This window comes from Prevotella phocaeensis, from assembly GCF_900065875.1.
GTDB lineage: Bacteria > Bacteroidota > Bacteroidia > Bacteroidales > Bacteroidaceae > Prevotella > Prevotella phocaeensis.
On record NZ_LT160625.1, the window covers coordinates 22,301 to 47,085 of the forward strand.

Annotated in this window: 11 protein-coding genes; 8 read left to right on the forward strand and 3 right to left on the reverse strand. The window is 47.7% G+C overall.

What is annotated here, in order from left to right:
- Positions 1-198: 198 nt before the first annotated feature.
- From BN3912_RS06725 to BN3912_RS06740, 4 genes are all read left to right on the forward strand, one after another.
- Positions 199-921 (forward strand): porin family protein, encoded by a 723-nt coding sequence (locus tag BN3912_RS06725; RefSeq protein ID WP_023984848.1) that lies wholly within the window; start codon positions 199-201, stop codon positions 919-921.
- A 358-nt stretch (positions 922-1,279) separates the two neighbouring features.
- On the forward strand, positions 1,280-3,979 hold the full coding sequence (locus tag BN3912_RS06730) for a 3'-5' exonuclease (protein WP_036859879.1): 2,700 nt from the start codon (positions 1,280-1,282) through the stop codon (positions 3,977-3,979).
- A 117-nt stretch (positions 3,980-4,096) separates the two neighbouring features.
- Positions 4,097-6,085, forward strand: a complete 1,989-nt coding sequence (locus BN3912_RS06735; protein WP_023984850.1) for an OPT family oligopeptide transporter — start codon at positions 4,097-4,099, stop codon at positions 6,083-6,085.
- Between the two features lie 102 nt (positions 6,086-6,187).
- Positions 6,188-8,377 (forward strand): M6 family metalloprotease domain-containing protein, encoded by a 2,190-nt coding sequence (locus tag BN3912_RS06740; RefSeq protein WP_036859881.1) that lies wholly within the window; start codon positions 6,188-6,190, stop codon positions 8,375-8,377.
- 100 nt (positions 8,378-8,477) lie between these two features.
- Here BN3912_RS06740 and clpB read toward each other — a convergent pair whose 3' ends face one another.
- Complete coding sequence (gene clpB / locus BN3912_RS06745) at positions 8,478-11,069, reverse strand: ATP-dependent chaperone ClpB (protein ID WP_023984852.1); 2,592 nt, start codon at positions 11,067-11,069, stop codon at positions 8,478-8,480.
- A gap of 268 nt (positions 11,070-11,337) precedes the next feature.
- Between clpB and BN3912_RS06750 the strand changes: the two genes are divergently transcribed.
- Positions 11,338-12,843, forward strand: a complete 1,506-nt coding sequence (locus BN3912_RS06750; protein ID WP_023984853.1) for a glutamine synthetase family protein — start codon at positions 11,338-11,340, stop codon at positions 12,841-12,843.
- Positions 12,844-12,898: 55 nt separating this feature from the next.
- Here BN3912_RS06750 and BN3912_RS06755 read toward each other — a convergent pair whose 3' ends face one another.
- Both BN3912_RS06755 and BN3912_RS06760 read right to left on the reverse strand, forming a co-directional pair.
- Positions 12,899-14,962, reverse strand: a complete 2,064-nt coding sequence (locus tag BN3912_RS06755) for an acetate--CoA ligase family protein (RefSeq protein ID WP_023984854.1) — start codon at positions 14,960-14,962, stop codon at positions 12,899-12,901.
- A 388-nt stretch (positions 14,963-15,350) separates the two neighbouring features.
- Complete coding sequence (locus BN3912_RS06760) at positions 15,351-16,535, reverse strand: nitroreductase family protein (protein ID WP_023984855.1); 1,185 nt, start codon at positions 16,533-16,535, stop codon at positions 15,351-15,353.
- Between the two features lie 281 nt (positions 16,536-16,816).
- Here BN3912_RS06760 and BN3912_RS06765 point away from each other — a divergent pair, with 281 nt between their 5' ends.
- The 3 genes from BN3912_RS06765 to BN3912_RS06775 are packed head-to-tail and all read left to right on the forward strand — an operon-like array spanning position 16,817 to position 24,309.
- Positions 16,817-22,294 carry an alpha-2-macroglobulin family protein gene (locus BN3912_RS06765; protein ID WP_023984856.1) on the forward strand — a complete coding sequence of 1,826 codons (5,478 nt, stop codon included), beginning with the start codon at positions 16,817-16,819 and terminating at the stop codon, positions 22,292-22,294.
- A 33-nt stretch (positions 22,295-22,327) separates the two neighbouring features.
- Entirely contained in the window at positions 22,328-23,392 is a 1,065-nt protein-coding gene (locus BN3912_RS06770) for a DUF1573 domain-containing protein (RefSeq protein WP_023984857.1), read from the forward strand.
- The gene (locus BN3912_RS06775) at positions 23,389-24,309 is read left to right on the forward strand and encodes a 4-hydroxy-3-methylbut-2-enyl diphosphate reductase (RefSeq protein ID WP_023984858.1); all 921 of its coding nucleotides are present in this window, start codon (positions 23,389-23,391) and stop codon (positions 24,307-24,309) included. The genes BN3912_RS06770 and BN3912_RS06775 overlap by 4 nt, the downstream gene beginning before the upstream one ends.
- Positions 24,310-24,785 lie beyond the last annotated feature (476 nt).

The window sequence follows — 24,785 nt, forward strand, 5'->3', positions numbered from 1 at the left end:
TGCTATGTGTATCGGCCGGAGTGAATTCTATGTACCTTTACAACCGATTTTTACAGTATCTATGAAAGTATCTCGATAAGAATGTAACCTCGATAGCTATGCTGTTGCGAATATGGTAAGTTGTTCGAGGAGCCATGAATGGCTTTTATTAATAACACGAACTAAAGAAGAGTATTTATTTAATATAATTTAAATCGTATGAAAAAAGCACTTTTTGCTACATTACTGTGCCTGTCTTCGATGAACGGAGCGGCTCAAAGTAAGGTCGGAACGTTCTCTATTATTCCTCGTTTGGGTATTAATGTAACCGATATGTCGGGTAAATTGCTGTCTACATCGATAGCTGATAATTCCATTTGGAATAGAAATAATTCCGATAGCCGAGTACGCTTTGCTGGCGGTGTAGATCTGATGTATCAGCTATCCGATATATTTGCCGTTTCTGCCGGAGCATTCTATTCACAACAGGGATGCCGGTTCAAAGGGCTATATGAATATTCTGCGGCCGATAAATCGCTGACTGCGACCGAATTATCCCCTGCCAAACTTGATTATATTAATGTTCCGTTTATGCTGCATGGTTATGTCGTTAAAGGTTTATCCTTGAATGCAGGGATTCAGGTGGGCTTTCTTACCAAGGTAAAATGGTCGGGAAAGCAAGTTAAAGCATTCCTTAATGAAGAACATGGCACTATTGTACCTTCAGAGCCTTCCCAAATGAGTACAATGAATGAATTTATTATAAAGAATACAGACGCTTTTCATAAGGTGGACATATCCGTCCCGTTAGGCGCATCGTATGAGTTTATGAACGTTGTTTTGGATGCCCGTTACAATTTGGGACTTACTAAAGTTTCGAAAGGTGGCAGTTCTAAAAACCGCGTATTCATGGTTACCTTGGGTTATAAGTTCGATCTGTGATTTAAAAAGGTAAAAAAGTAGAGAAGAAAGATAAAGGCAAAGGGGTAGAAGGGTAAAGAGGTAAAAAGGACAGAACTGAAGGATGTGCGGGGTGAACCTATGGTTTAAAGCCGATAAATGGCATATCCAAGAGATTTAAATAGATAATCTAAACGCCTTAAACGAATATTCTAAGGTTTTTTGTTCATCGGGCTGTGTCAAATATTTTTGCGCCCTGCTCTTTTTACCGTTTTGCTTTTCTACCTTTTTACCTTTAGGTTTATCCTTTTACCTTTTTCTTTTTTTACCGTTAAAGATATGCGTTAAATTTGCTGTTCTCACGATATTCCCTTATTTTTGCGAAGATAAAATCGTGACCATGATTACAAATAACGATAGAACTTGGATGCCCGATGCCTGTCAGTTAGAAGTAATACGGGCGCAAGGCGGCTATCATTTGGTGCTTGCACCCCCCGGATGCGGCAAGACGCAGATACTTACGGAACGCATACGCACGGCCCACGAAGCCGGAACAGATTATGCCGATATGCTCTGCCTTACGTTTACGAACAGGGCGGCACGCGGAATGAAAGAACGTATTCGTGCCCATCTCGGCGACCGAAGCGTAGAAGAAGTGTACGTGGGCAATATACATCGTTTCTGTTCAAAGTTTCTTTATGAGAACGGTATCATACCTGCAGAAAGTTCGGTGATAGACGATGACGATGCTATCAGCATACTCGCGCGCTATTTGGATGAAGATGAATATGCCGTAAGTGCCAATTTCACGCGCCGCCGCCAGTATGCCGAAGTCATACAACTGGCGGGTTTCATGCACCAGATTGCCTGCAATCATCCCCGTAGTCTGCGCATGCATCCCGAATGTATCACGCAAAACGACGTAACGGCCATGCGCCGTATTTGCGCTGTACAACGCATGCCGTTCGATGCGAAGGCCATGACAGATATCTTCGAGCATACGGATGTCTACTTCGAGGTAGCCAAATCGGATGCTTACGACTTCGGTACGCAGCAGATCATCGGCATTCTTTTGCGCAAAATGTCGTTGGCCTGTCACTACAAAAGCTACAAACAGAGCAACAAACTACTCGATTTCGAAGACTTACTCATGCTGTCTTACGATGCTCTACGGGCCGATTTGGCAGCACAGTATAAGCGTTATTCGTGGATACAGGTAGACGAGGTACAGGATCTGAACCCGTTGCAGTTGGCCATTGTCGATGCCTTGACGGCGACAGAGGGCGCAACTACCGTCTATCTGGGCGACGAACAGCAGGCCATTTTCTCGTTTATGGGCGCTAAAACCGATACGCTTGGGGCGCTGAAAGAGCGTTGCAACGGTAATATACACCACCTCAACGTGAACCATCGGTCGCCCGCATATTTATTGGAAGTATTCAACGACTATGCCGAGCAGGTGCTCCATATCGACAAGGCGCTGCTGCCAGCGACTACGTATGCCCCGCGCAGACAGGGTGACGAGTTGCGATTGGTAGATTGCAACGTTGTGGAAACGGAATTGCACGAGGTGGCCGACATTGCCAGTCGCCTCTTCTTGAACGACGATACCGAAACTACAGCCATCATAGTTAATTCGAACAGCGATGCCGATGCTATGAGCGAAGTGCTGCGTAAGCAACGTATGTCGCATTTTAAGGTATCGGGCGCCGATCTTTTTTCTTCGTCCGAAGTGAAACAACTCTTCGCCCATCTCAACATACTTGCCAACGAAAACAATTTTATTGCGTGGGCCCGCATGCTGAAGGGATTGCACGTGTTCGAGTCGAATGCCGCATCGCGCAACTTCATGCGTGCACTCTTAGACCGCGCCATGCTGCCTACAGACTTCCTGCTCTACGAGAATAGCACTTATGTACAGGATTTCTGCGAAGAATACGAGAACCGAGAGATTGTGATATTCGATACCGAAACCACCGGTTTGAGCGTGTTCGAAGACGACATTCTGCAGATTGCGGCCGTGACGATATGCCGTGGCGAGGTGGTTAGAGGTTCCGAATTTAAGGTGTTTATCGCCACAGAGCGAGAGATACCTCGCAAATTAGGCGACATAGACAACCCGATTATCGAGGAGATGAAGCACAACCGTCTGCTCGATCATGCCGAGGCGTTGCAACTATTCATGAACTATGTGGGCAACAGAACGCTTCTTGGGCACAATGCAGATTACGACTATCATATCCTCGACTATAATCTAAGGCGCTATCTGCCGCAGGTCAGCCTTGCCGAACAGTGCCCCAAATACTTCGATTCGCTGAAGTTGATCCGCTTGCTCGAACCCGATTTACGCGAATATAAGCTGAAATATCTGCTTTCTGTGCTGCACCTTGAGGGCGAAAACTCCCATTTGGCCGATGCAGACGTGCATGCTACGTGTAACGTTGTGGCCCATTGTCATCGTAAGGCTGCCGAGATAATCGGCAGTCAGCGGCAGTTTATCGAACAAAAACGGGTGCAGGAACGGGCCGAGGTATTGCGTAAAAGGTATGCCGAGCAGTACCTGCAGGCACGTTGCACTCTCTATCTGCGCCCCACAGAGGGGCATCCTGCCATGGTCAGGGCGCTTGTCGGTTTCTATCGGTATATGCTTTCGGAACGGCTGATGGAACCGGTCGACAACCTTAACCGCATTGTGAGTTATCTTTGTGCCGACATGATAGATGTATCGGCTGCACCCTCTTTGGCCGAGCAGTTGAGTGCCTATAACATGCAACTCAATACGCTGAAAGAGGCAGACTTGTGCGGCAGCAGCGCTATAGACGACCGTATCTTCGTTACAACGGTACATAAAGCCAAGGGACTTGAGTTCGATAACGTCGTTATATTTGATGCTGTTGAGGGTAGGTATCCCAACTATTTCAACAAAGATAACCCTATAATGGTGGCGGAAGACGCTCGTAAATTCTACGTAGCCATGTCGCGTGCCAAGAAACGGCTATATGTAGCCTACTCGTCTGTCCGCATCGACTACCATAACCGTCCGCAACCGCGGCAATTGACACGCTTTATGCAGCCCATAGCAAAATATTTTACTACATAGAAGGTGGCAAAATGAGGATACTTTCTATGCCTTTATCGTCTTCTATTTCTATCCGTTTATTTTGCCGTTTACCTATTTTAATTTATCTTTGCAAGCACGATACAAATAAAAAACACGATGGAAAAGAAAGAAAAAGAGACGGTGCAGCTGCCCGAAAACGCATTCCGAGAGTTGAAAGACGGTGAAGAATACACTCCTGTGATGAGTCCTCAGCAGAACTATCCTGAGGTAACGGGGTGGTCGGTTACATGGGGTATACTCATGGCAATGCTCTTCTCGGCCGCTGCGGCATACCTCGGACTGAAGGTAGGACAAGTGTTTGAGGCCGCCATACCGATAGCTATTATTGCTGTAGGGGTATCCTCGGCGTCACATCGTAGCAAGGTATTGGGCGAAAATGTCATTATACAGAGCATAGGTGCATGCTCCGGCGCCGTTGTAGCGGGCGCCATCTTCACGTTGCCGGCCATTTATATCCTGCAAGCCAAGTATCCTGAGATGAGTGCATCGTTCCTCAAAATATTCATTTCGTCGCTTCTTGGAGGCGTCATCGGTATACTTTTCCTTATTCCGTTCCGCAAATACTTCGTGAGCGATATGCATGGAAAGTATCCGTTCCCCGAGGCTACCGCCACTACACAGGTGCTTGTGTCGGGCGAAAAGGGCGGAAGTCAGGCCAAACCCTTACTCCTTGCAGGCTTAGTAGGCGGACTTTACGACTTTATAGTGGCCACCTTGGGGTGGTGGAACGAAAACTTTACGTCGCGAGTTGTTGATTTCGGCGCTACTATCGCCGATAAATTAAAGCTCGTGTTCAAGGTAAATACGGGCGCGGCCGTATTGGGTTTGGGGTATATCATCGGCTTTCGTTATTCGTTGATTATCACTCTGGGTTCGTTGGCTGTGTGGTGGCTCATTGTTCCGGGTATGGCCTTCCTCTTTCACGACCACGTGTTAAGTGCATGGGACCCGTCGATTACGGCGACTGTAGGTGCCATGTCGCCCGAACAGATATTCACCTCGTACGGCAAAAGCATCGGTATAGGGGGCATAGCCATGGCAGGTATCATCGGTATCATCAAGTCGTGGGGCATCATTAAGGGTGCCGTATCGCTCGCAGCCGGCGAGATGAAAGGCAAAGATGATACACAGAAGACTGTTAAACGTACGCAACGCGACATTTCTTTCAAGGTGATTGCCATCGGTTCCGCTATTACGATCTTCGTTACTTTCTTGTTCTTTTGGTTTGGAGTGATGGACGGAAACTTGCTCTTTGCCGTGGTCGGCATATTATTGGTTACCGTTATAGCTTTCTTATTTACCACGGTTGCCGCCAATGCCATCGCTATTGTAGGCTCCAATCCCGTATCGGGAATGACGCTGATGACACTCATTCTTGCTTCTGTTGTGATGGTGGCGGTGGGATTGAAGGGCACTGCAGGCATGCTGGCCGCACTGATTATGGGTGGTGTAGTATGCACGGCGCTGTCGATGGCGGGCTCTTTTGTAACCGATTTAAAGATAGGCTACTGGCTTGGAACTACGCCTAAGAAGCAAGAGACATGGAAGTTTCTCGGTACGCTTGTAAGTGCCGCTACCGTTGGAGGCGTAATGATGCTGCTCAATGAGACCTACGGATTTACGACAGGTCAGCTGGCTGCGCCTCAAGCAAATGCTATGGCGGCGGTGATAGATCCGCTGATGAACGGCGTAGGCGCCCCGTGGATTCTTTATGCCATCGGTGCCTGTATCGCCATAATGCTTACGCTGTGTCGCATACCGGCATTGCCTTTTGCTCTCGGAATGTTCATTCCGATACAACTCAACATACCTCTGCTTGTGGGAGGTGCCGTAAATTGGTTTGTTACATCGCGCTCGAAGAATGCCGAAACCAATAAGCAACGCGGCGAAAAGGGCACGTTGCTCGCCAGCGGATTTATAGCCGGAGGCGCGTTGATGGGGGTTGTAAGTGCGCTGCTTCGCTTTGGAGGCGTCGAACTAATTAGCGATAGTTGGCTTGCAAACCCGCTTTCGGAGCTATGCTCGCTGGTTGCATACGTGTTGCTGATAGGATATTTCGTTAGAGCAACGAGGGAAAGTAAATGAAAGAAGAGCGATGAATGGTGAAAGGAATGGCCTCTTTCCGGCTTCCTCGGTGAGGAGGAGGCAGTCTCGCATTATCGAATTAAGGAAATACAAATAATGTGTATGAAGAGAATAGTACTTGCTTTATGGCTTTGTATGCTTACACTCGGCATGATGGGGGTGCCGGCTAAGAGGGGAATTTGGCAGACCATCCGGCTGAAAGACGGTACGACGGTACGTGTGCTGCTATGCGGTGATGAGCGTATGCATTTCTGGCGTTCGGCCGAGGGTGTGCGTTATGTGGAAGATGAAGATACTCCTAATTTCTATAAAGTATTGAATGAAGAGGTGTTCCGTAAGAATTTATCGGCACGAAATAAGAGGTTCCTTTCTGTCAGAAAGGCAAGACGCCGCGTTATTCAGAACACTCAGCCGACGACAGTCTACACCGGTAAGAAGAAAGGACTTATCATTTTGGTGCAGTTCAACGACTCTACGTTTAAGAAAGGTCATGATAAGAATTATTATAATAAGGTGGCGAATGGGGAGAATTTTACATCGGCTGAAGGCTTTAGAGGTAGCATCTCTGACTACTTTAAGGCGCAAAGTGGAGGAATGTTCGAACTGAATTTCGATGTCGTAGGGCCTGTCAAACTGCCAAATCCTGCCTCTTATTACGGCGGAAATGGCCGTACGGGCCAAGATTTAAGGCCGGGTACCATGGTTGCACAGGCCTGTCAGGCTGTACAAGATAGCGTGGATTTTGCTCAATACGATTGGGATGGCTATGGTGAAGTAGATCAAGTGCTGGTGATTTATGCCGGTATGGGAGAGGCAGACGGTGGGGCGTCGGCTTCTATATGGCCGCATGAATGGTCCTTGAGTGCTTCGGAATATGGGGCAACCCTGAAGATTGATAACGTGATAGTGGATACCTATGCCTGCGGAAACGAGATGCAAGCGGGTGGAGTCGTGAATGGTATTGGCACTATCTGCCACGAGTTTTCACATTGTTTGGGATTTCCCGATACTTATGATATCGGGTATAAAGGTAATTACGGTATGGGCAGTTGGGATTTGATGTGTGCCGGAAATTATAACGGTGATACTTTTTGCCCTGCCGGATATACTGCTTATGAAAAGATGATATGCGGTTGGCTCACTCCGGAAGAACTGACTACCGATAAAGAAATAACAGAATTGAGGCCTTTGAGCGAGGGCGGAGGCGCCTACATTATATATAATGATAGTAATAGGAACGAATATTATCTGCTTGCTAACCGCCAACAAACGAAATGGGATGCCCGTTTGGCTGCATCAGGTCTACTGATTACGCACGTCGATTATGATGAAAATTGCTGGAATAATAATGTGGTGAACACCTTGGGCAGTTTTCGTCAGAGCGATGGATACAGTGCCGATTTCGCCAATGACCATCAACGACTTACCATCTTTCATGCCGATAACGATGACGACAGTGCCTATTGGGATGAAGATTTGATGCAATATATAAGGATGACCGAGGCAGGTGATACCTATCCGTACCGTGCTAACGACAGTTTGACCAACAATTCGGTACCGAAAGCCATTTTGTATAATGCCAATAAAAGTAAATCGTTGTTGATGAACAAGGCGGTAAAAGGCATTACGCAATTTGATGATGGCACGATCGGTTTTAATTTCTATGTCGTTCCGGAGAGTAATTTGAATGCGGATAGCATAGTAAAAGGCGATACTATTTTTTATGAATCGTTCGATCAATGTGCCGGTTCCGGCGGTAATGACCGTAAATGGAATGGTCGTATAGCCAGTGGAAATTTTTCTCCGGATAACCAAGGATGGGAGGGAATATACGAATATGGTGGCGACAGATGTGCCAGATTCGGGACGGTAAAGATTGACGGAGTGGTGACGACACCATCGTTTAATGTCGTTGGAACGGCGTTTTTGACTTTTAAAATAGCTGCTTGGAATAGTGCAAACGATGGGACTACGGTCGATCTCCGCGTAACCGATGGCTTTTCGATCGCTCCTTCGGTGTTGAAGATCAATAAAGGATCGTGGACAGAATGTACAGCTATCATTACTGGAACGGGAAACGTCAGGGTTACATTTATGCCCAAGAAACGCTTTTTCCTTGATGAAGTTTTGGTAAGAAAGTCGGGTACTACCGATATCCGCTATGTCGATCGGGAGCAGACAGCCATCGGGGAGGTTCGAATATATAATATTCAGGGCCAATACCTTGGTACTAATCTCGACGCATTGCCTAAAGGGCTTTATATAGTGAATGGCAAGAAGGTGGTAAAATAGTAGGATAAGTTGTTTGATACAAAAAAGGAGCAAGGATAAGCTGCATGTGCAGCATTTCTTGCTCCTTTGTTTTTTGTAGAAATTGTATCCCTATAGGCGATTAATTCCTAAATATTAAATGTCCTTCTTTTACATCAATGATGATAGGTTTATCGCGTAAAACGTTGTCGGAAAGTAGAGATTTCGACAGATCATTGAGCACATACCGCTGGATGGCACGCTTTACAGGGCGGGCACCGAACTCGGGATCGAAGCCTACATCGGCAAGATAGTCGATGGCATCAGGCGTCCAATTCAGTGTAAAACCTTGTGCGAGCAGCATTTTTTGTACGTTTTTCATCTGTAAAATTACTACTTTGGCGATTTCGTCCTTTGTGAGCGGCATGAACATAATGGTTTCATCGACACGGTTGAGGAACTCCGGACGGATGGTACGCTTTAGCATTTCCATCACTTCGCGTTTGGTCTCGGCGATCTTTTCCTCACGGTTGGTGTCGTTCATCTGTTCGAATTGCTGTTGAATATATTGACTGCCGAGGTTCGAGGTCATGATGATAATCGTGTTCTTGAAGTTCACCGTGCGCCCTTTGTTGTCGGTCAGTCGGCCGTCATCGAGCACTTGAAGCAGAATATTGAATACATCCGGATGTGCTTTCTCTATCTCGTCGAACAGCAATACGCTATAGGGTTTGCGTCTAACTGCCTCGGTTAGCTGTCCTCCCTCGTCATATCCGACGTATCCGGGAGGCGCTCCAATGAGACGAGACACACTGAATTTCTCCTGATATTCGCTCATATCGATGCGCGTCATCATCGTTTCGTCGTTAAAGAGGTACTCTGCAAGAGCCTTAGCAAGTTCGGTTTTACCTACTCCTGTGGTGCCCAAGAAGATGAAAGAGGCTATTGGACGCTTGGGATCTTGCAATCCGGCGCGGCTTCTCCTTACGGCATCGGCTACTGCAGTGATGGCCTCGTCTTGTCCGATGACGCGTTTGTGAAGTTCTTCTTCGAGGTGTAACAGTTTATCACGTTCGCTCTGCATCATACGAGTAACGGGGATGCCGGTCCAACGGCTTACAACTTCGGCAATGTCATCGGCCGTTACTTCTTCGCGAACCATAGCTTCGCCGCCCTGAGTTGCCTTAAGTTGCAGCTGTATATTGTCTATATCGTCCTGCAAACTCTTCAATTTGCCGTAACGTATCTCGGCTACACGCTCGTAATTCCCCTCGCGTTCCTGTCGTTCAGCTTCGTATTTAAGGTGCTCCATCTCCTGTTTGTCTTGCTGAATTTTGTTGACCAAGCTTCTTTCACCTTCCCATTTGGCGCGGAATTGGTGCTCTTGATCTTTCAAATCAGCAATCTCTTTGTCCAACAGGGTGATCTTCTCCTTGTCGTTCTCGCGCTTGATAGCCTCGCGTTCTATCTCCAATTGCTTCAGTTTACGTGTAATCTCGTCCAATTCTTCAGGCACAGAATCGCGCTCCATTCGCAATTTAGCAGCGGCTTCATCCATCAAATCTATCGCTTTATCGGGCAAGAAGCGGTCGGAGATATACCGTTCAGAGAGCTTAACTGCCGCTATGCAGGCATCATCCTGTATGCGCACCTTATGATGGTTCTCGTAACGTTCCTTCAATCCGCGCAGAATAGAGATGGCGTCCACCTCGTCGGGCTCGTCTACCATTACCGTTTGGAAACGACGTTCCAGTGCCTTGTCTTTCTCGAAGTATTTCTGATACTCGTTTAGAGTGGTAGCCCCGATGGCACGGAGCTCACCTCTGGCCAAGGCAGGTTTCAATATATTGGCTGCATCCATGGCACCTTCGCCGCCTCCACCGGCACCCACGAGGGTATGTATCTCATCTATAAATAAGATAATATTGCCGTTCGAGCCTGTTACTTCTTTAATTACCGCTTTCAAACGTTCTTCGAATTCGCCTTTGTACTTGGCTCCGGCAACCAATGCACCCATATCCAAGGAAAAAAGTTGCTTGTCTTTCAGGTTCTCGGGCACATCTCCACGCACGATACGTTCGGCAAGACCTTCCACTATAGCGGTCTTTCCTGTTCCCGGTTCGCCTATCAGAATAGGGTTATTCTTGGTACGTCTCGACAGTATCTGCAGCACCCGTCTGATCTCTTCGTCGCGTCCGATCACGGGATCGAGCTTGCCCGACCGTGCATCTTCTACCAGATTACGGGCGTATTTGCTCAACGATTGATAGTTTTCATCACCGCTTTGCGATTGTACATGCTGCCCCTGTCGCAATTCCATGATAGCCTTACGCATGTTGTCCTCCGTACATCCTGCGTCTTTCAGTATGCGACTCGCCGTCGAGTTCACGCTCAACAGCGCCAAGAGCATGGGTTCGAGCGAAACAAACTCATCGCCCAATTTCTGCGACAAGTCCAAAGTGGCCTGCAAAACCCTATTGGCGTCGTTGCTGAAATAGGGTTCTCCGCCCGATACTTTCGGCAGATGCGCTATTTCCGACTGCAACAAAGTCTCCACCTGCTGGCTGTTTACGCCGAGTTTTTGGAAGATATAGTTGGTCACGTCTCTGCCTTTATTCATGATACCTTGCAGCAGATGTATCGGTTCTATGGTCTGCTGTCCGGCTTGTTGCGCAATGTTAAGAGCCTCTTGTACGGCCTCTTGCGCTTTAATAGTAAACTTATCGAATGTCATGTTTTATCTCCTTTCTTATTTATTTTTCTATATTGTTTTCATCAAATTATATGCCTGATCCGCACGCAATGCCAAACTGTCGCGACAGAATGCCAATCTGTCTTAAATAGATATACTGCCTATCGGCCGTACACCTGTTGTCTGTCTGCGGTAGACATATAGTTTGTTTGTCGTGCTTGTTCCGAAAAATCCCTGCCGAATGCTTGCCTACCTTATATTTATTCTGTATATTTGTCGGTAGAACCGTAAATTAAAATATTATAAGTCTATGAACAGCGATAAGTTGAGCATGAATGCAAACAAGGTAGTTGCCTTTCTACAGAAGTTACCCCATGAGTTTACCAAGAACGATATCATCGAATATATCCGCCGGAACGACATCCGTATGGTTAATTTTATGTATCCGGGCGGCGATGGCAAGCTGAAGACGTTGAATTTTGTTATCAATGATCTCGATTATCTTAATACTATACTTTCGACAGGCGAGCGTGTAGACGGCTCAAGTCTATTCTCTTTCATCGAAGCAGGTAGTAGTGATCTCTACGTGTTGCCCCGTTTTTCAACGGCATTCGTAGATCCTTTTGCTGAAATACCCACACTCTGTCTGCTTTGCAGCTTCTTCGATAAGGATGGGAATGCCCTTGAAAGTGCGCCGGAACATACACTTGTCAAAGCTATGCGGGCATTCGAAGAGGTTACAGGCATGGAGTTTCATGCCATGGGAGAGCTGGAATACTACGTTATCCGTCCTGCGGAAGAAGTTTATCCGGCGGTAGATCAGCACGGATACCATGAGTCTATGCCTTACGCAAAGACAAACGACTTCCGTACATTGTGCATGCAATACATTTCGCAGGCCGGCGGACAGATTAAATACGGGCACTCTGAGGTCGGCAACTTTACACACGACGGGCTTACATACGAGCAGAACGAAATAGAGTTCTTACCTGTATTGGCCACAGATGCCGCCGATCAGCTCATGATAGCCAAGTGGATTATCCGCAATCTTGCCTATCGGGAGGGATTGAATGTTACGTTCGCCCCGAAAATAACTACCGGAAAGGCCGGTTCCGGACTGCATATACACATGCGAATGATGAAAGACGGGCATAACAGGATGATAGAAAACGGGGTTTTGAGCAACGATGCACGGCGAATGATTGCGGGAATGATCGACCTCGCACCGAGCATTACAGCCTTCGGGAATAAGAACCCGACGTCGTATTTCCGCCTTGTACCGCACCAAGAGGCACCTACCAACGTATGTTGGGGCGACCGCAATCGTTCCGTTCTTATACGTGTACCGCTGGGATGGACGGCAGATATCGACATGAGTTGCCGCATTAATCCGCTCGAAAAGGCCATCCATCGGGATAATTCCTTAAAACAAACGGTGGAAATTCGCTCTTCAGACGGCTCAGCCGATATATATCAGCTTCTTGCAGGGCTTTGTGTGGCATGCAGGCATGGCTTCGAAATGCCGCATGCCTTGGAGGTAGCGGAGAAAACCTATGTGAACGTGAACATTCACGACGCCGAACATGCCGACCGCCTTGCTGCTTTGGCGCAGCTGCCCGACAGTTGTTGGGCGAGCGCAGAGTGCTTGGAACGCCAGCGTAAGGCTTTCGAAGAGCATCATGTGTTCAGTCCGGCGATGATAGATGGCATTATTGAGCAGCTCAAGTCGTATAACGACCGCACTTTGCGTAAAGATATAGCGGGCAAGAACGAAGAAATAGCCGCATTGGTAGCACGCTATTTCCACTGCGGATAGGCAGGGTATCGCGAAGAGGAACCGTTTCCGACTTTTCCGAAGGAGGTTCCTTTCTTTATTCTTTGCGTATCAGAATGCGGGCATCCACGGCAGTTACCTCGTTTTCATCGGCCAGAAGCGGGTTGATATCCATCTCTTTAATCTCGGTAGCGAAGCGCAGCAAGGTAGACAGGCGCTGAATGATTTCGGCGTATTTCTGTTCGTTGATGCCCTTCTGTCCACGGGTTCCTTTCAATATCTTGTAGCCCCGTAGCGAACGGATCATCGATATAGCCTCGCTATTGCTCAATGGAGCGAGCCCGCTCGATACATCTTTCAGCACTTCAACGAATATGCCGCCCAGTCCGCAGAGCACTACATGACCGAAACGCGGTTCGTATTTCGCCCCTATGAATAGCTCCGTGCCCTTGATCATCTTCTGTATCATCACGCTGGTTGCACCATCTATCTTCATCATTCGCTCATATTCCAGTTCTAAATGTTTGGAACTCCGTATGTCGAGAGCCACCCCGCCTACATCGCTTTTATGGATCGGGCCCACTACCTTGGCTACAACGGGATAACCGATGCGGTTTGCAAAGTCGATAAGTTGCGTTTTGTCGGCGCTAACCTTTTCGGGTACCATCGGTATGCCGGCACAGTTGAGCAGACGGTGCACCGTTTCGGGCGGCACGTAACCATCTTCTTCGATGCTTGCAATAATCTCCCGTATCTTCGGAACGTCCACTCCGAGGAGCTCAATCTCGGGAGATGCCGGCTTTGGAGTTTTCATTATCTGCGTTAAGGCAGTGGCAAGAGTTACCTCATCGCTGAAGTTTACGTGTCCTTTACGCAAGAACTCGGCCACTTCGGGGCCTGCCGTGTTCAGGCAAGGCAGTATGGGGAAGATGGGTTTACGGCACTCCTTGATTTTCTTGTCGAGCGTGTCGTAGGTCTCATACAGCTTCACTAAGCCCGGTGAACCGAAGATTACGAAGATTGCATCTATATTGTCGAACCGCCGTTCGCAGTAATCGATAGCGATACCGAGTTGCTCCGGCGTGCCTGTAGCAAGGATGTCGATAGGATTGGTGACAGCAGAACCCGGCATAAGTTGTGCCTTTAATTCTTCTACAGCGCCACCTTCGAGCTTCGGAACGTTCAGTCCGCCTTTCGAAAGGGCATCTGTAAGCATCACGCCCGGCCCGCCTGCATGGGTTACGATAGCGAAGTTGCGCCCTGTGAGCGGCGGAAGAGTGAAGATACAGCCCACGGTTGTGAGTTCTTCGCGCGAGAAGCAGCGCACGATACCGGCCTTTCTGAACAAGGCTTCCACGGCAGAATCGCTGCTTGCAATGGCCCCTGTGTGCGACGAGGCAGCCCGTGAACCGCTCTCACTTGTACCGGCTTTGATGGCTGCAATGCGGCAACCTTTGCGGATAAGGGAACTTGCATGAAAGAGAAGTCTATCGGGATTTGCTATATTTTCTATGTACAACAGCTTCACTTTGCTGTCTCTGTCGGCGTCGAAGTTTTCGTCCATGTGTTGCAGAACGTCCTCTATGCCTATCTGTTTGCCGTTCCCGATGCTCCAAACCGAGTTGAATTGCAGCCCTTTAATTACCGCCGACTCCAAGATGAATACAGCTGTAGCGCCGCTACCCGATATGAAATCTGCACCTGAAGGGCTGAGATGAGGGATTGGCTTGGTAAAAACGCCGTGATACCAATTGTTCAGAACACCGATACAGTTGGGGCCAATCAGCGCCGCACCGTACTTCTCGCACGTCTGCAAGATGCGTTTTTCCATCTCGCCTCCCTCCGGTGTTTCCTCTCCGAAGCCTGCCGAAATGATGATGAATGCCCTGACGTCTTTCTCGGAAGCCAGAACTTCCACGTATTCAGGGCAGAAACGTGCTGCCACAACGAGTATTGCAAGGTCGGTAGGAGGCAGTTCTTTCACGTCGTGAAAGGCTTTTATGCCCTGTATCTCGTCTTCTTTCGGGTTGACGATGCGCAGTGTACCTTGATACTTCCCGTTGATAAGGTTGCGTACAATGGCGCCTCCGGGCTTGTGCACATTGTTGGAACCACCGATAACCACGATGCTTTCGGGGTGAAGAAGTTGCCTGTTGATCATATTTCAATACATTTTGTTGCTTGGAAAACGGCGTTCTGAAGCCGATAAATAATGCTGCAAATTTAAGAAAACTTCCGGTATGTTCAAAGCAAAAGGCAAAAATATCGGGAAGAAAGGAGAGAGGATAAGGCTCATAAGAAGAATACCGAATATCGCTTCTTCCTAATCCTTTTTCTCTAATCCCTAATCCTTTCTCCTGCTTTTCTCTATTTCCGTCTTTTTTATATATACTGTCTGAACTCCTTACATTGTCTATCTAAGACGGTTAAATAGACAATGTAAGAGAGTTGTTTGTAATATGCTTGTAGCTGATAGGCTATAAGTGTGTTTTTTAGATAGTAACTCCCCTCTTTTTAGAAGAGTAGGATGGGGGCGTTCGAATCTGTCTCTATTCTCCTTTCTTCATGGCTTTTACCACCTCGCCTATATAGAATGTGTGTATTCCGTCGGGGAAACGGGCATAGAAATCTTTGGGTGTATCGTTGCGAAAAGCCTTTTTATTAAAGTTATCCGCATACATTGTTTCGCATTCTATTACCATATCGGCCTCTTCGAAATAAGGTGTACCGTTCTCGGTGTACTTAACATGCAGGCCTAAAACCTTGGCCTTGTCGGCGTTGCGACCGCTCACAGTGCCCATATACTCGAGTATTTTCTCGTCTTTAAAGTGCATAATGGTGAAATACTTGTTCTTTTCCATAAACTCGCGTGTATAGCGTTTCTGGGCTACATATACCGTTACGACCGGACGCGGATGCCCCCAAAGCGTGCCGAGAGTGCCCCATCCGATGGTCATTTCGTTGAAGTGTCCCTCGCTGCCGGCCGCAAGAAGCAGACCATGCCCTGCAAAGAATGTAAACGGATTGACATCGAAGTCGGTTAGAACATCGAAGTTCTTGAAATCTTCGCTACTTCCGGCGGTAGCAGGTGTGGCAGGTTCGGCTCCTCCAAAGGTGTTGTAAGAGATGTTGGCGGCATCGAATTTATCTTTAGGCATGTTGCCCGACTCCGGATAACCGATAACTATCGTGTTCAGAGGTACGATATGTTCGGGTAAATTCAGTACTTTAGACACGGCAGCACAACGCTCTTTCGACGGATAAGTGCCCGTCCACACGGCCCCCAAGCCCATTCCGTTGGCGGCAAGCAGTATGTTTTCTGAGGCTGCCGAAGCATCCTGTACCCAGAATTCGCGGCCTCCGCCGGTCAAAGCCTTATTCATATCGCCGCATACAACGATTGCCAAAGGTGCTTCGGCAGCCATTCCGGCGTTGGGATTTGCCTCGGATAACGCTTTCAGAACAGCCTTGTCGGTTACTACAATGAAGTGCCAAGGACGCTTGTCTACGGCAGATGGCGCTGCCATAGCCGCACGAAGCAGGTTGTCGATCTTGCTTTTTTCAACGCTGCGTGCTTGATATGTGCGCACACTTGTACGCGTCAAGATGTTGTTCATCACTGTTTTTTGTTGATTATTACCATCGTTTCGGTCGGCTGCGAGCATGTTTTGCGGGTGATAGGCAAGCATTGCAGCCATGCATGCCATAACAAAGAATTTTGTTTTTTGTACCATATTCGTTTACGCTTTTATGTTTAAATCTGCACCAAAGTTAGCATTTTCCGTTTTTAAAGGTATTATGTACATAGTTTTTTATAAGGAACTTTAGCTAATATTCACATGCCCTGACGACTTTCCCTGCGGTGCTAAAAATAATAAAATCGTTTTGCTGCGTGTAATAAATGATGTATCTTTGCATAAGGTAGGCTGCACTCGGCAATCTGAAAGCAAGCTTTCATTGCGCTCGCTTGCACTACCTTTGCATAAGATAGCTATTGAACATAAATCATTCTTTTATGAAGAAAATATCGATAATACTCGCTTTATTGCTGATACTGCCGCTCACCGTGGCGGCCGATACGTTCGCTTCGCTGTGGAAAAAATACGATGCAGCGCAGCAAAAAGACTTGCCTAAGACTCAAATTGCCGTGCTCCGACAGATACAGGACAAGGCGCTGAAGACGATGGACTACGGACAATTGCTCAAAGCAGAGCTCATGGAAGTGTCGTTGAGGAGCACTATTGCCCCCGATTCTCTACAGGTCGACGTTGCCAGACTGAAACGGAAAGAGCAGCAGGCATTGGAAACGAATGCGGTACTTGCCGCGGTTTACGAGTCTGCACTCGGCAAAATATACAAGGAGAACGCCGATTTAGACGAACAGGCAGCAGCTTTAAGCAAAGAATATTACCGTAAATCCATGCTTCATCCGGAGCTCTTGGCAAAACATACTGCCACGGAATACAAGCCGCTCCTGATAGATGGGGCCGACAGCCGTATCTTCTACAACGATCTTTTGCATGTGATAGGGCTGGAAGCCGGCGATTTTGCAGCGTTACACCGTTATTATAAAGAGCACGAAAACCGTGCCGCAGCATGCATATGCGCATATATGATGACGCAGAAAGACCGTCTTGACGATGTAAACAAGGTGAAGAAGTCGAAATATCTGCAAACGCTCGACTCGCTGATCAATGAATATAAAGACCTTACAGAGGCTGGAGAGATAGCCATTGAGCGCTATAATTTTATGGATAAAGCCGAAGATACTTCTGCTGAAGATCAGGTCAAATACATCAATTATGCCCTCCTGCATTGGGGAGCATGGCCTCGTATGAACATTCTTCGCAATGCCATGACGCGGCTCACATTGCCTTCGTTTCAGGTAGACTTGGGCAACAGGGTGCTGATACCGCATGCTAAGCGCGATATACCTATACTCTCGCTCTGCAATATACAAGAACTTACGATGACGGTCACGAGGGTTAACCTCGACGGAGATACGGACTTAAACCCACAGGAGGCCGTCGACTACGCCAAGATAAGGAAAAGAATGGCCAAAGAACCTGCGTTTTCGCTCACCAAGCGCTACGTAGGGCTGCCCAATTACCAAGTGGTACGCGACACAATGACGATGGATGGGTTGCCTATAGGTACGTATCTCGTGGAGTTTACCACCAATAATGCAGCCGTACAACCCGAAAGAGCGCTGCTTAGTGTAAGCGATTTGTTCGTTATAAACGAGACTTTACCCGGCAATAATGTACGTTTTGCCGTGGTAAGCGCCACCTCCGGACAGCCTGTCCCGTATGCCAAAATCAGGCTGAAGTCGTATTCGTATGCGACAGATAAATATGCTACCGAGACTATCAGTTGCAATGAGCAGGGCGAGGCACAGTATAATTACCTGAGAAACGAACCTGATAAACTATACGTAACGACCGATAACGACCGTTATGCGTCCGAGATGTCGTTTCAAGGATCATATTCTTTCTACGATAACAAGCGAACTACCGAGCTTATTTCGCTGTTTACGGACCGACGGATATACCGCCCGGGGCAGATAGTCCATGTGGCTGCCGTTGCTTTCAGTAACATCAATCACGAACAAAACAAGGTCTTGGCGGGCAAAACGCTCACTCTAACGCTGCGAGATGCCAACTATAAGACCGTCGGAGAGCAGAAAGTAACGACCGACAGCTATGGTACGGCGTCGGCAGATTTCGTTTTACCGGCATCGGGCCTTACGGGTATGTTTACTATACGTACCGAACAATCGGGCACGCACTTCTATGTTGAGGAGTATAAACGGCCTACCTTCCAAGTGGAGTTCGATAAAGTAAAGACCAAATATCAGGCAGGCGACACGGTTATTGTACGCGGAACGGCAAAGAGTTTTGCCGGTGTACCGGTGCAAGGTGCAAAGGTTAAGTACGTTATAAGGCGCCGCCCGCAGTTTTTGTACCTATGGAGAGGCCACACAAACAGAGATCTGGGCGTGGAAGAAAGAACGGATTCCACCGTTACGGATAACGAAGGAGGTTTCCGTGTGAAGGTGCTGATGAACATGCCCGAACATGATAAGTTCGATCATACGCGCTATTATGCCTTCGATATAGATGCTCAAGTAACGGATGGCAGCGGGGAGAGCCGCGACGGAAGTACCTCCTTGCCCTTGAGTGATAAGCCTACAGCGTTCTCGTGTGGACTTCCGTCGCGCATAGAGCGTGACAGTTTGAAGGCTATCACCTTTTATTATATGAACAATGCCGGTGAAAATATTGCTGCAGAGGTGCGCTATACCATCGACGGAGCGAATGTCCGTACGGCGAAGGCGAACGAAGCAACGGCGATAGATGTCCGAACGCTCGCATCGGGAAGGCATGTTGTCGAGGCTGTATGCGGCAACGATACGCTGAAACAGGAGTTCGTAATTTTCACGATTGCCGATAAGAAGCCGGCCGTTACTACCGATGACTGGTTCTATCAATCGGATGAAACGTTCAAAGAGGGGCGCCCTGTCTATGTTCAGATGGGTGCCTCTTACGAAGGTCAGCACGTTGTATATACGATAGTTTCGGGCAACAGGCTGCTCGAAAGCGGCACCTTTGACCAAAGCAATGCCATTACGACGCGCGAGTTTACCTATAAGACGGAATACGGAGACGGTATCTTGCTTACCTGTGCATGGGTGAAAAACGGCAAACTTTATGAACATCGCGCAAATATACGTCGTCTTTTGCCCAGCGACAAACTGAATGTAGAGTGGAAAACCTTTAGGGATAGGCTCGTTCCCGGGCAGAAAGAGGAGTGGAGTTTGCGCATTACAAAGCCCGATGGTACGCCGGCCGACGCACAGACGATGGCGGTGTTGTACGATAAGTCGCTCGATATGTTGCGCCCGCATATATGGTCTTTCAACGGTAACCGGTACCTCAATCAGCCGTACACGCGCTGGTACGCCGGCAATTCCGGTAAAATGTCGCTCTATGGAGAGATGTCTATTAAGTATTTGAATGAGAAACAGCTCGTTTTCACCTGCTTCGACGAGTCCGTATTCGATATGTTTGCGGAAAACAGGAACATGTTGTTGAGCGATCAGATGATGACAAGAGCTGCATCGCATATAATGTTTGAAGCCAAAGCAAAAGAGATGTCGGCAGCCAAAAAGAGTGTGGCATCAGTTCAAGAGGCTCCGGATGTTGCTCTTGGAGAAACGTTGAAGATAGAGCATGAAGAGTCTGCAACGAAGAAATTCGAGAGCTCCGTTCAACTTAGAGAGAACCTCAACGAAACCGCTTTCTTCTATCCATCGCTGTTAACCGATAGGGACGGGCGCGTTGAATTGCGGTTTACCTTGCCTGAAAGTATCACCACGTGGCGCTTTATGGCCTTTTCGCACGACAAGGATATGAATAACGGCTCGATAACTGCCGAGGCCGTGGCTAAGAAAACGGTCATGATACAGCCCAACATGCCGCGTTTTGTGCGCACAGGCGATAAGGGTTTGATTGCTGCCCGCCTGTTCAACACGTCGAATAAGGCCGTTACGGGCACGGCAAAGCTCGAACTTATCGATCCCGAAACCGATAAGACGGTCTATTCGCAGCACCGTAAATATATGATAGAGCCCAACGGCACCACAAACGTATCGTTCGATTTCGACGCCTCTTCGTACCCCTCGCTGCTCATTGCCCGTACCACTGCTGTGGGTAAAGGCTACTCCGACGGCGAACAGCACTACCTTCCGATCCTCTCAGACAGCGAACTGGTGACCACGACCGTACCGTTTACGCAGAACGAACCGGGCACGAAGACCATCGATCTTACCCGTCTATTCCCTGTAAACAACGATACGAACCGCTTAACTGTGGAATATACCAACAATCCTTCGTGGCTTATGGTGCAGACTTTGCCGTCTGTAGCTACGACATATACCAACAATGCCATCAGTCTGGCGGTGGCCTATTATGCCAACAGCATAGCCGACAACCTGCTGCATCGGTCGCCTGTTATCAAGACAACCATCGAACGATGGAAACAGGAGACGGGAAAAGAGACATCATTGATGAGCAATTTGCAGAAAAACGAGGACGTAAAGACGATGCTCCTTACCGAAACACCGTGGGTAATCGATGCAGAAACAGAAGCCAATCAGAAGCAACAACTCATCAGTTTCTTCGATGAATCGCTGATAGCTTATCGGCTTAACGACAATATTTCTAAGCTCAATGCACTGCAACATGCCGACGGTTCGTTCAGTTGGTGGTGCGATATGCCGGGCAATGTGTACATGACGGCGGCCGTAACCAAACTGCTTGTACGCCTTAACAGCATGATAGGCGAGCGCAAGGATACGAAAGCAATCATCAAAAAGGCATTCCTTTTTATGGATAAATACGCGGCCAAACAGGTGAAGGAGTTAAAAGAAGCCGAGAAAAAAGGCGAAAAGAACCTCGTTCCGAGCGACGTGTTGTGCGATTATCTCTATACGAATGCACTCGCCGGCAGGACGTCTACGCCGGATATCAAATACTTGATAGGCCTTTTGGCCAAGTCTCCAACGCAGTTAACCATCTATGGTAAGGCGAACACAGCCGTGATTTTGGCAAAATATGGCGAGCAGACACGTGCGAAAGAATATCTGCAAAGCCTTATCGAATATACGGTTTATACAGAAGAGATGGGCCGTTACTTCGACACGCCCAAGGCACATTATTCGTGGTTCGACTACAAAATACCCACACAGGTGGCATGTATAGAGGCGATAGACCTACTGGATAAGGGCGATAGGCATACTGTTCAGGAATTACAGAAGTGGCTTCTACAGGCGAAACGTACACAAAGTTGGGACACTCCTATTAATACCGCGAACGCCGTCTTTGCATTTATGAACGGACAAAACGGTAACTTTACTCCCGATACAGCAGATAAAACGGTGCTCAAGGTGAACGGGAAAGCGCTCGAACAGCCACGAGCTACTGCCGGATTGGGTTATGTAAAGGTGTCGAAAACAGGCAAAAATCTGAAAACGTTTACGGCAGACAAGACTTCTGAAGGTACAAGTTGGGGCGCTGTTTATGCACAATTCGTGCAGAAAGCGGCCGATATATCAGACGCATCTGCAGGACTTACCGTAAGAAGAGAAATACTTAACGGCGGAAAGATGCTCAAAACGGGCGACAAAGTAAAGGTAAGAATAACGATAGAAGCTGCTCGCGATTACGATTTCGTGCAGGTGCAAGACAAGCGGGCGGCCTGTCTTGAACCCGTAAACCAGTTGAGCGGTTATCATTGGGGCTACTATTGTGCGCCCAAGGATAACGTTACGAATTATTATTTCGACCGTTTGAGCAAAGGCAAACACGTAATCGAGACCGAATATTACATAGACCGTGAAGGAACATACCAGACGGGTACGTGTACCGTTCAGTGCGCCTATGCTCCTGAATACAGCGGAAGAGCGGCAGCAAAGGTTTTGGATATACGATAAAAAGAACGCGAGAAAAAACGACGGAATACATATATGAATAAAAAACTGATCATGCTTGCGCTGCTTGCCATGCCTCCCTTGTTGGCATCGGCACAGCGCATAGCGGCGATAAACCAAGTGATTGACTGCGGACAAGTGCTGTTTCGTACGCCTGTAACGGTAGAATACGAACTGAAGAACGACAGTAGAAATAGCATAAAGATAACCGATGTGCGTGCTGATTGCGGTTGTACTACCGCTTCTTTCCCCAAAAATGATATCGAAGCCGGTGCCTCTTTTACCGTAAGAGCTACCTACGATGCCCGACAGATGGGACATTTCGAGAAACAAATCGGTGTGTATAACGATAAAGAAAGCAAGCCTCTTGTGCTAACAGTCAGGGGTATTGTGGTAGACGAAATAGTGAACTTTGCCGGCGATTACCCATTTATACTCGGCACGATCAATGCAGATCGCGACGATATAGAGTTCGATGATGTTAATCGTGGCGAACGCCCGTCGCAGAAAATCCATCTGATGAATGCTACCAGCAGTACCGTGCAACCCGTGGTGATGCACCTTCCGAACTACTTGAAAGCAGAGGTTTCGCCCTCTAAACTGGCTCCCGGGCAGTCGGGAGTGGCCACTATAACGCTCGAATCTCGTGCATTACGTAACTTAGGACTTACCCAAACGACGGTTTACATGGGCGCTTTTCCGGGCGATAAGGTGGCAGAAAGCAAGGCTATAAATATCTCTGCAGTGCTCTTACCCGACTTTGCACACCTTACAGAGGTACAAAAAACGCAGCTTCCGAGCCTGCAACTCTCGGCCGAAACGCTCGATTTAGGCTCGTTCGACGGCAAGGCCAAGAAGAAAGGAGAGATTATATTGAAGAACGTGGGCAAGGGTGTACTCGACATACGCAACCAGCAAATCTTTACTATAGGTATACAGATGTCGCTCAATAAGATACATCTAAGGCCCGGAGAAGAGGCTAAACTGAAGATAACTGCTATAGCTAAAGACATCAGGAGGGCCCGCAGTAAGCCACGTGTGCTCATGATAACCAACGATCCGAAGCATGCCAAGGTGATTATAAATATACAAGTGAAATGACGAAAAAGGCGTCCGGATACGGCATATCTACCGTGCAGCATACGAAGACGGAGCTTCAGATAGAAATAGATACGGGCAGCGGGTTCTGTTTCGGTGTAACCACGGCCATTAAGAAGGCCGAGGAAGAACTGGCAGAAGGTAAAACTCTTTATTGTTTAGGTGATATAGTGCACAACGGAATGGAGGTTGAAAGGCTGCATGCCAACGGACTTGTGACCATTAACCACGACGACTTGCGCCGGTTGCACAACGTAAAAGTACTGTTAAGAGCACATGGTGAGCCGCCTGAAACATACGAAATAGCCCGTCGGAACGACATCCAGATCATCGATGCAACATGTCCGGTGGTGCTGGCATTGCAGAGTAGAATTAAAAGGCAGTTCGTCAATAACCCCGAGGCACAGATTGTAATCTTCGGAAAGAACGGGCATGCCGAGGTTTTAGGGTTGGTAGGACAGACACGGAGTGAGGCTATTGTGATAGAAAAGGTGGATGATGTGAAGCGTCTTGACTTCGATCGTGATATTTATTTGTACTCTCAAACCACGAAAAGCCTTGATGAATTCCACCGTGTAATAGACTATATCCAGTCGCATATATCGCCTCAAGCAACTTTCCGTAGCTTTGATACCATCTGCAGACAGGTAGCCAATCGCATGCCCAACATTGCTTCGTTTGCCGCAAAGCACGACCTTATTCTTTTTGTGAGCGGCAGGAAAAGCTCTAATGGCAAAGTGCTGTTCAACGAATGTTGCAGTATTAATCCCAACAGTCACCAGATAGAGAAGGCCGAGGAAATAGATATGGATTGGATAAATGGTGTGCATACCATCGGTATATGTGGCGCCACAAGCACTCCGAAGTGGCTTATGGAAGAGTGCAGAGACTATATTTTGAGTCATGTGAAGGGGAAGTAGGGTTGAGAGAATAGGGATTAAAGAGGAGTGATTAGCGGTTATGCTACAGAGATTTGGCTTGCCTGAATCTCTTTTTTATCAGAAAGTCGACTTTTAAAAAGCCTCTCTTTTCTTGAGATACGGATGGAATGCCGCGGCTTTATCTCTTGGAAAGGAGAGACAAAGATAAGTCCGATTTGTTTTATTTGCCTTGTACGGCTTTCTTGTTGTTTCTCTTTGTAAAACAGAGGAACATGTTCTTAGCCCTTTACTTATAATTCGCAGGCTACGAATGTATTGCAATTGTTTTTCTTAGAGTGGCCATATAATATCTTTAGACAGGTATTTTAAGGAGCTTAGGTGGCATATTTGTTTACAATAGATTGCAGCCCCTTTATAAACATCTCATGAAAACGGTATTGAAATATCTGTCGGTTATTTTCGATGTTCTGTTCTCTTGCCCCGAACAGCAGCGGTTTTTGTTATCGACAGCATAT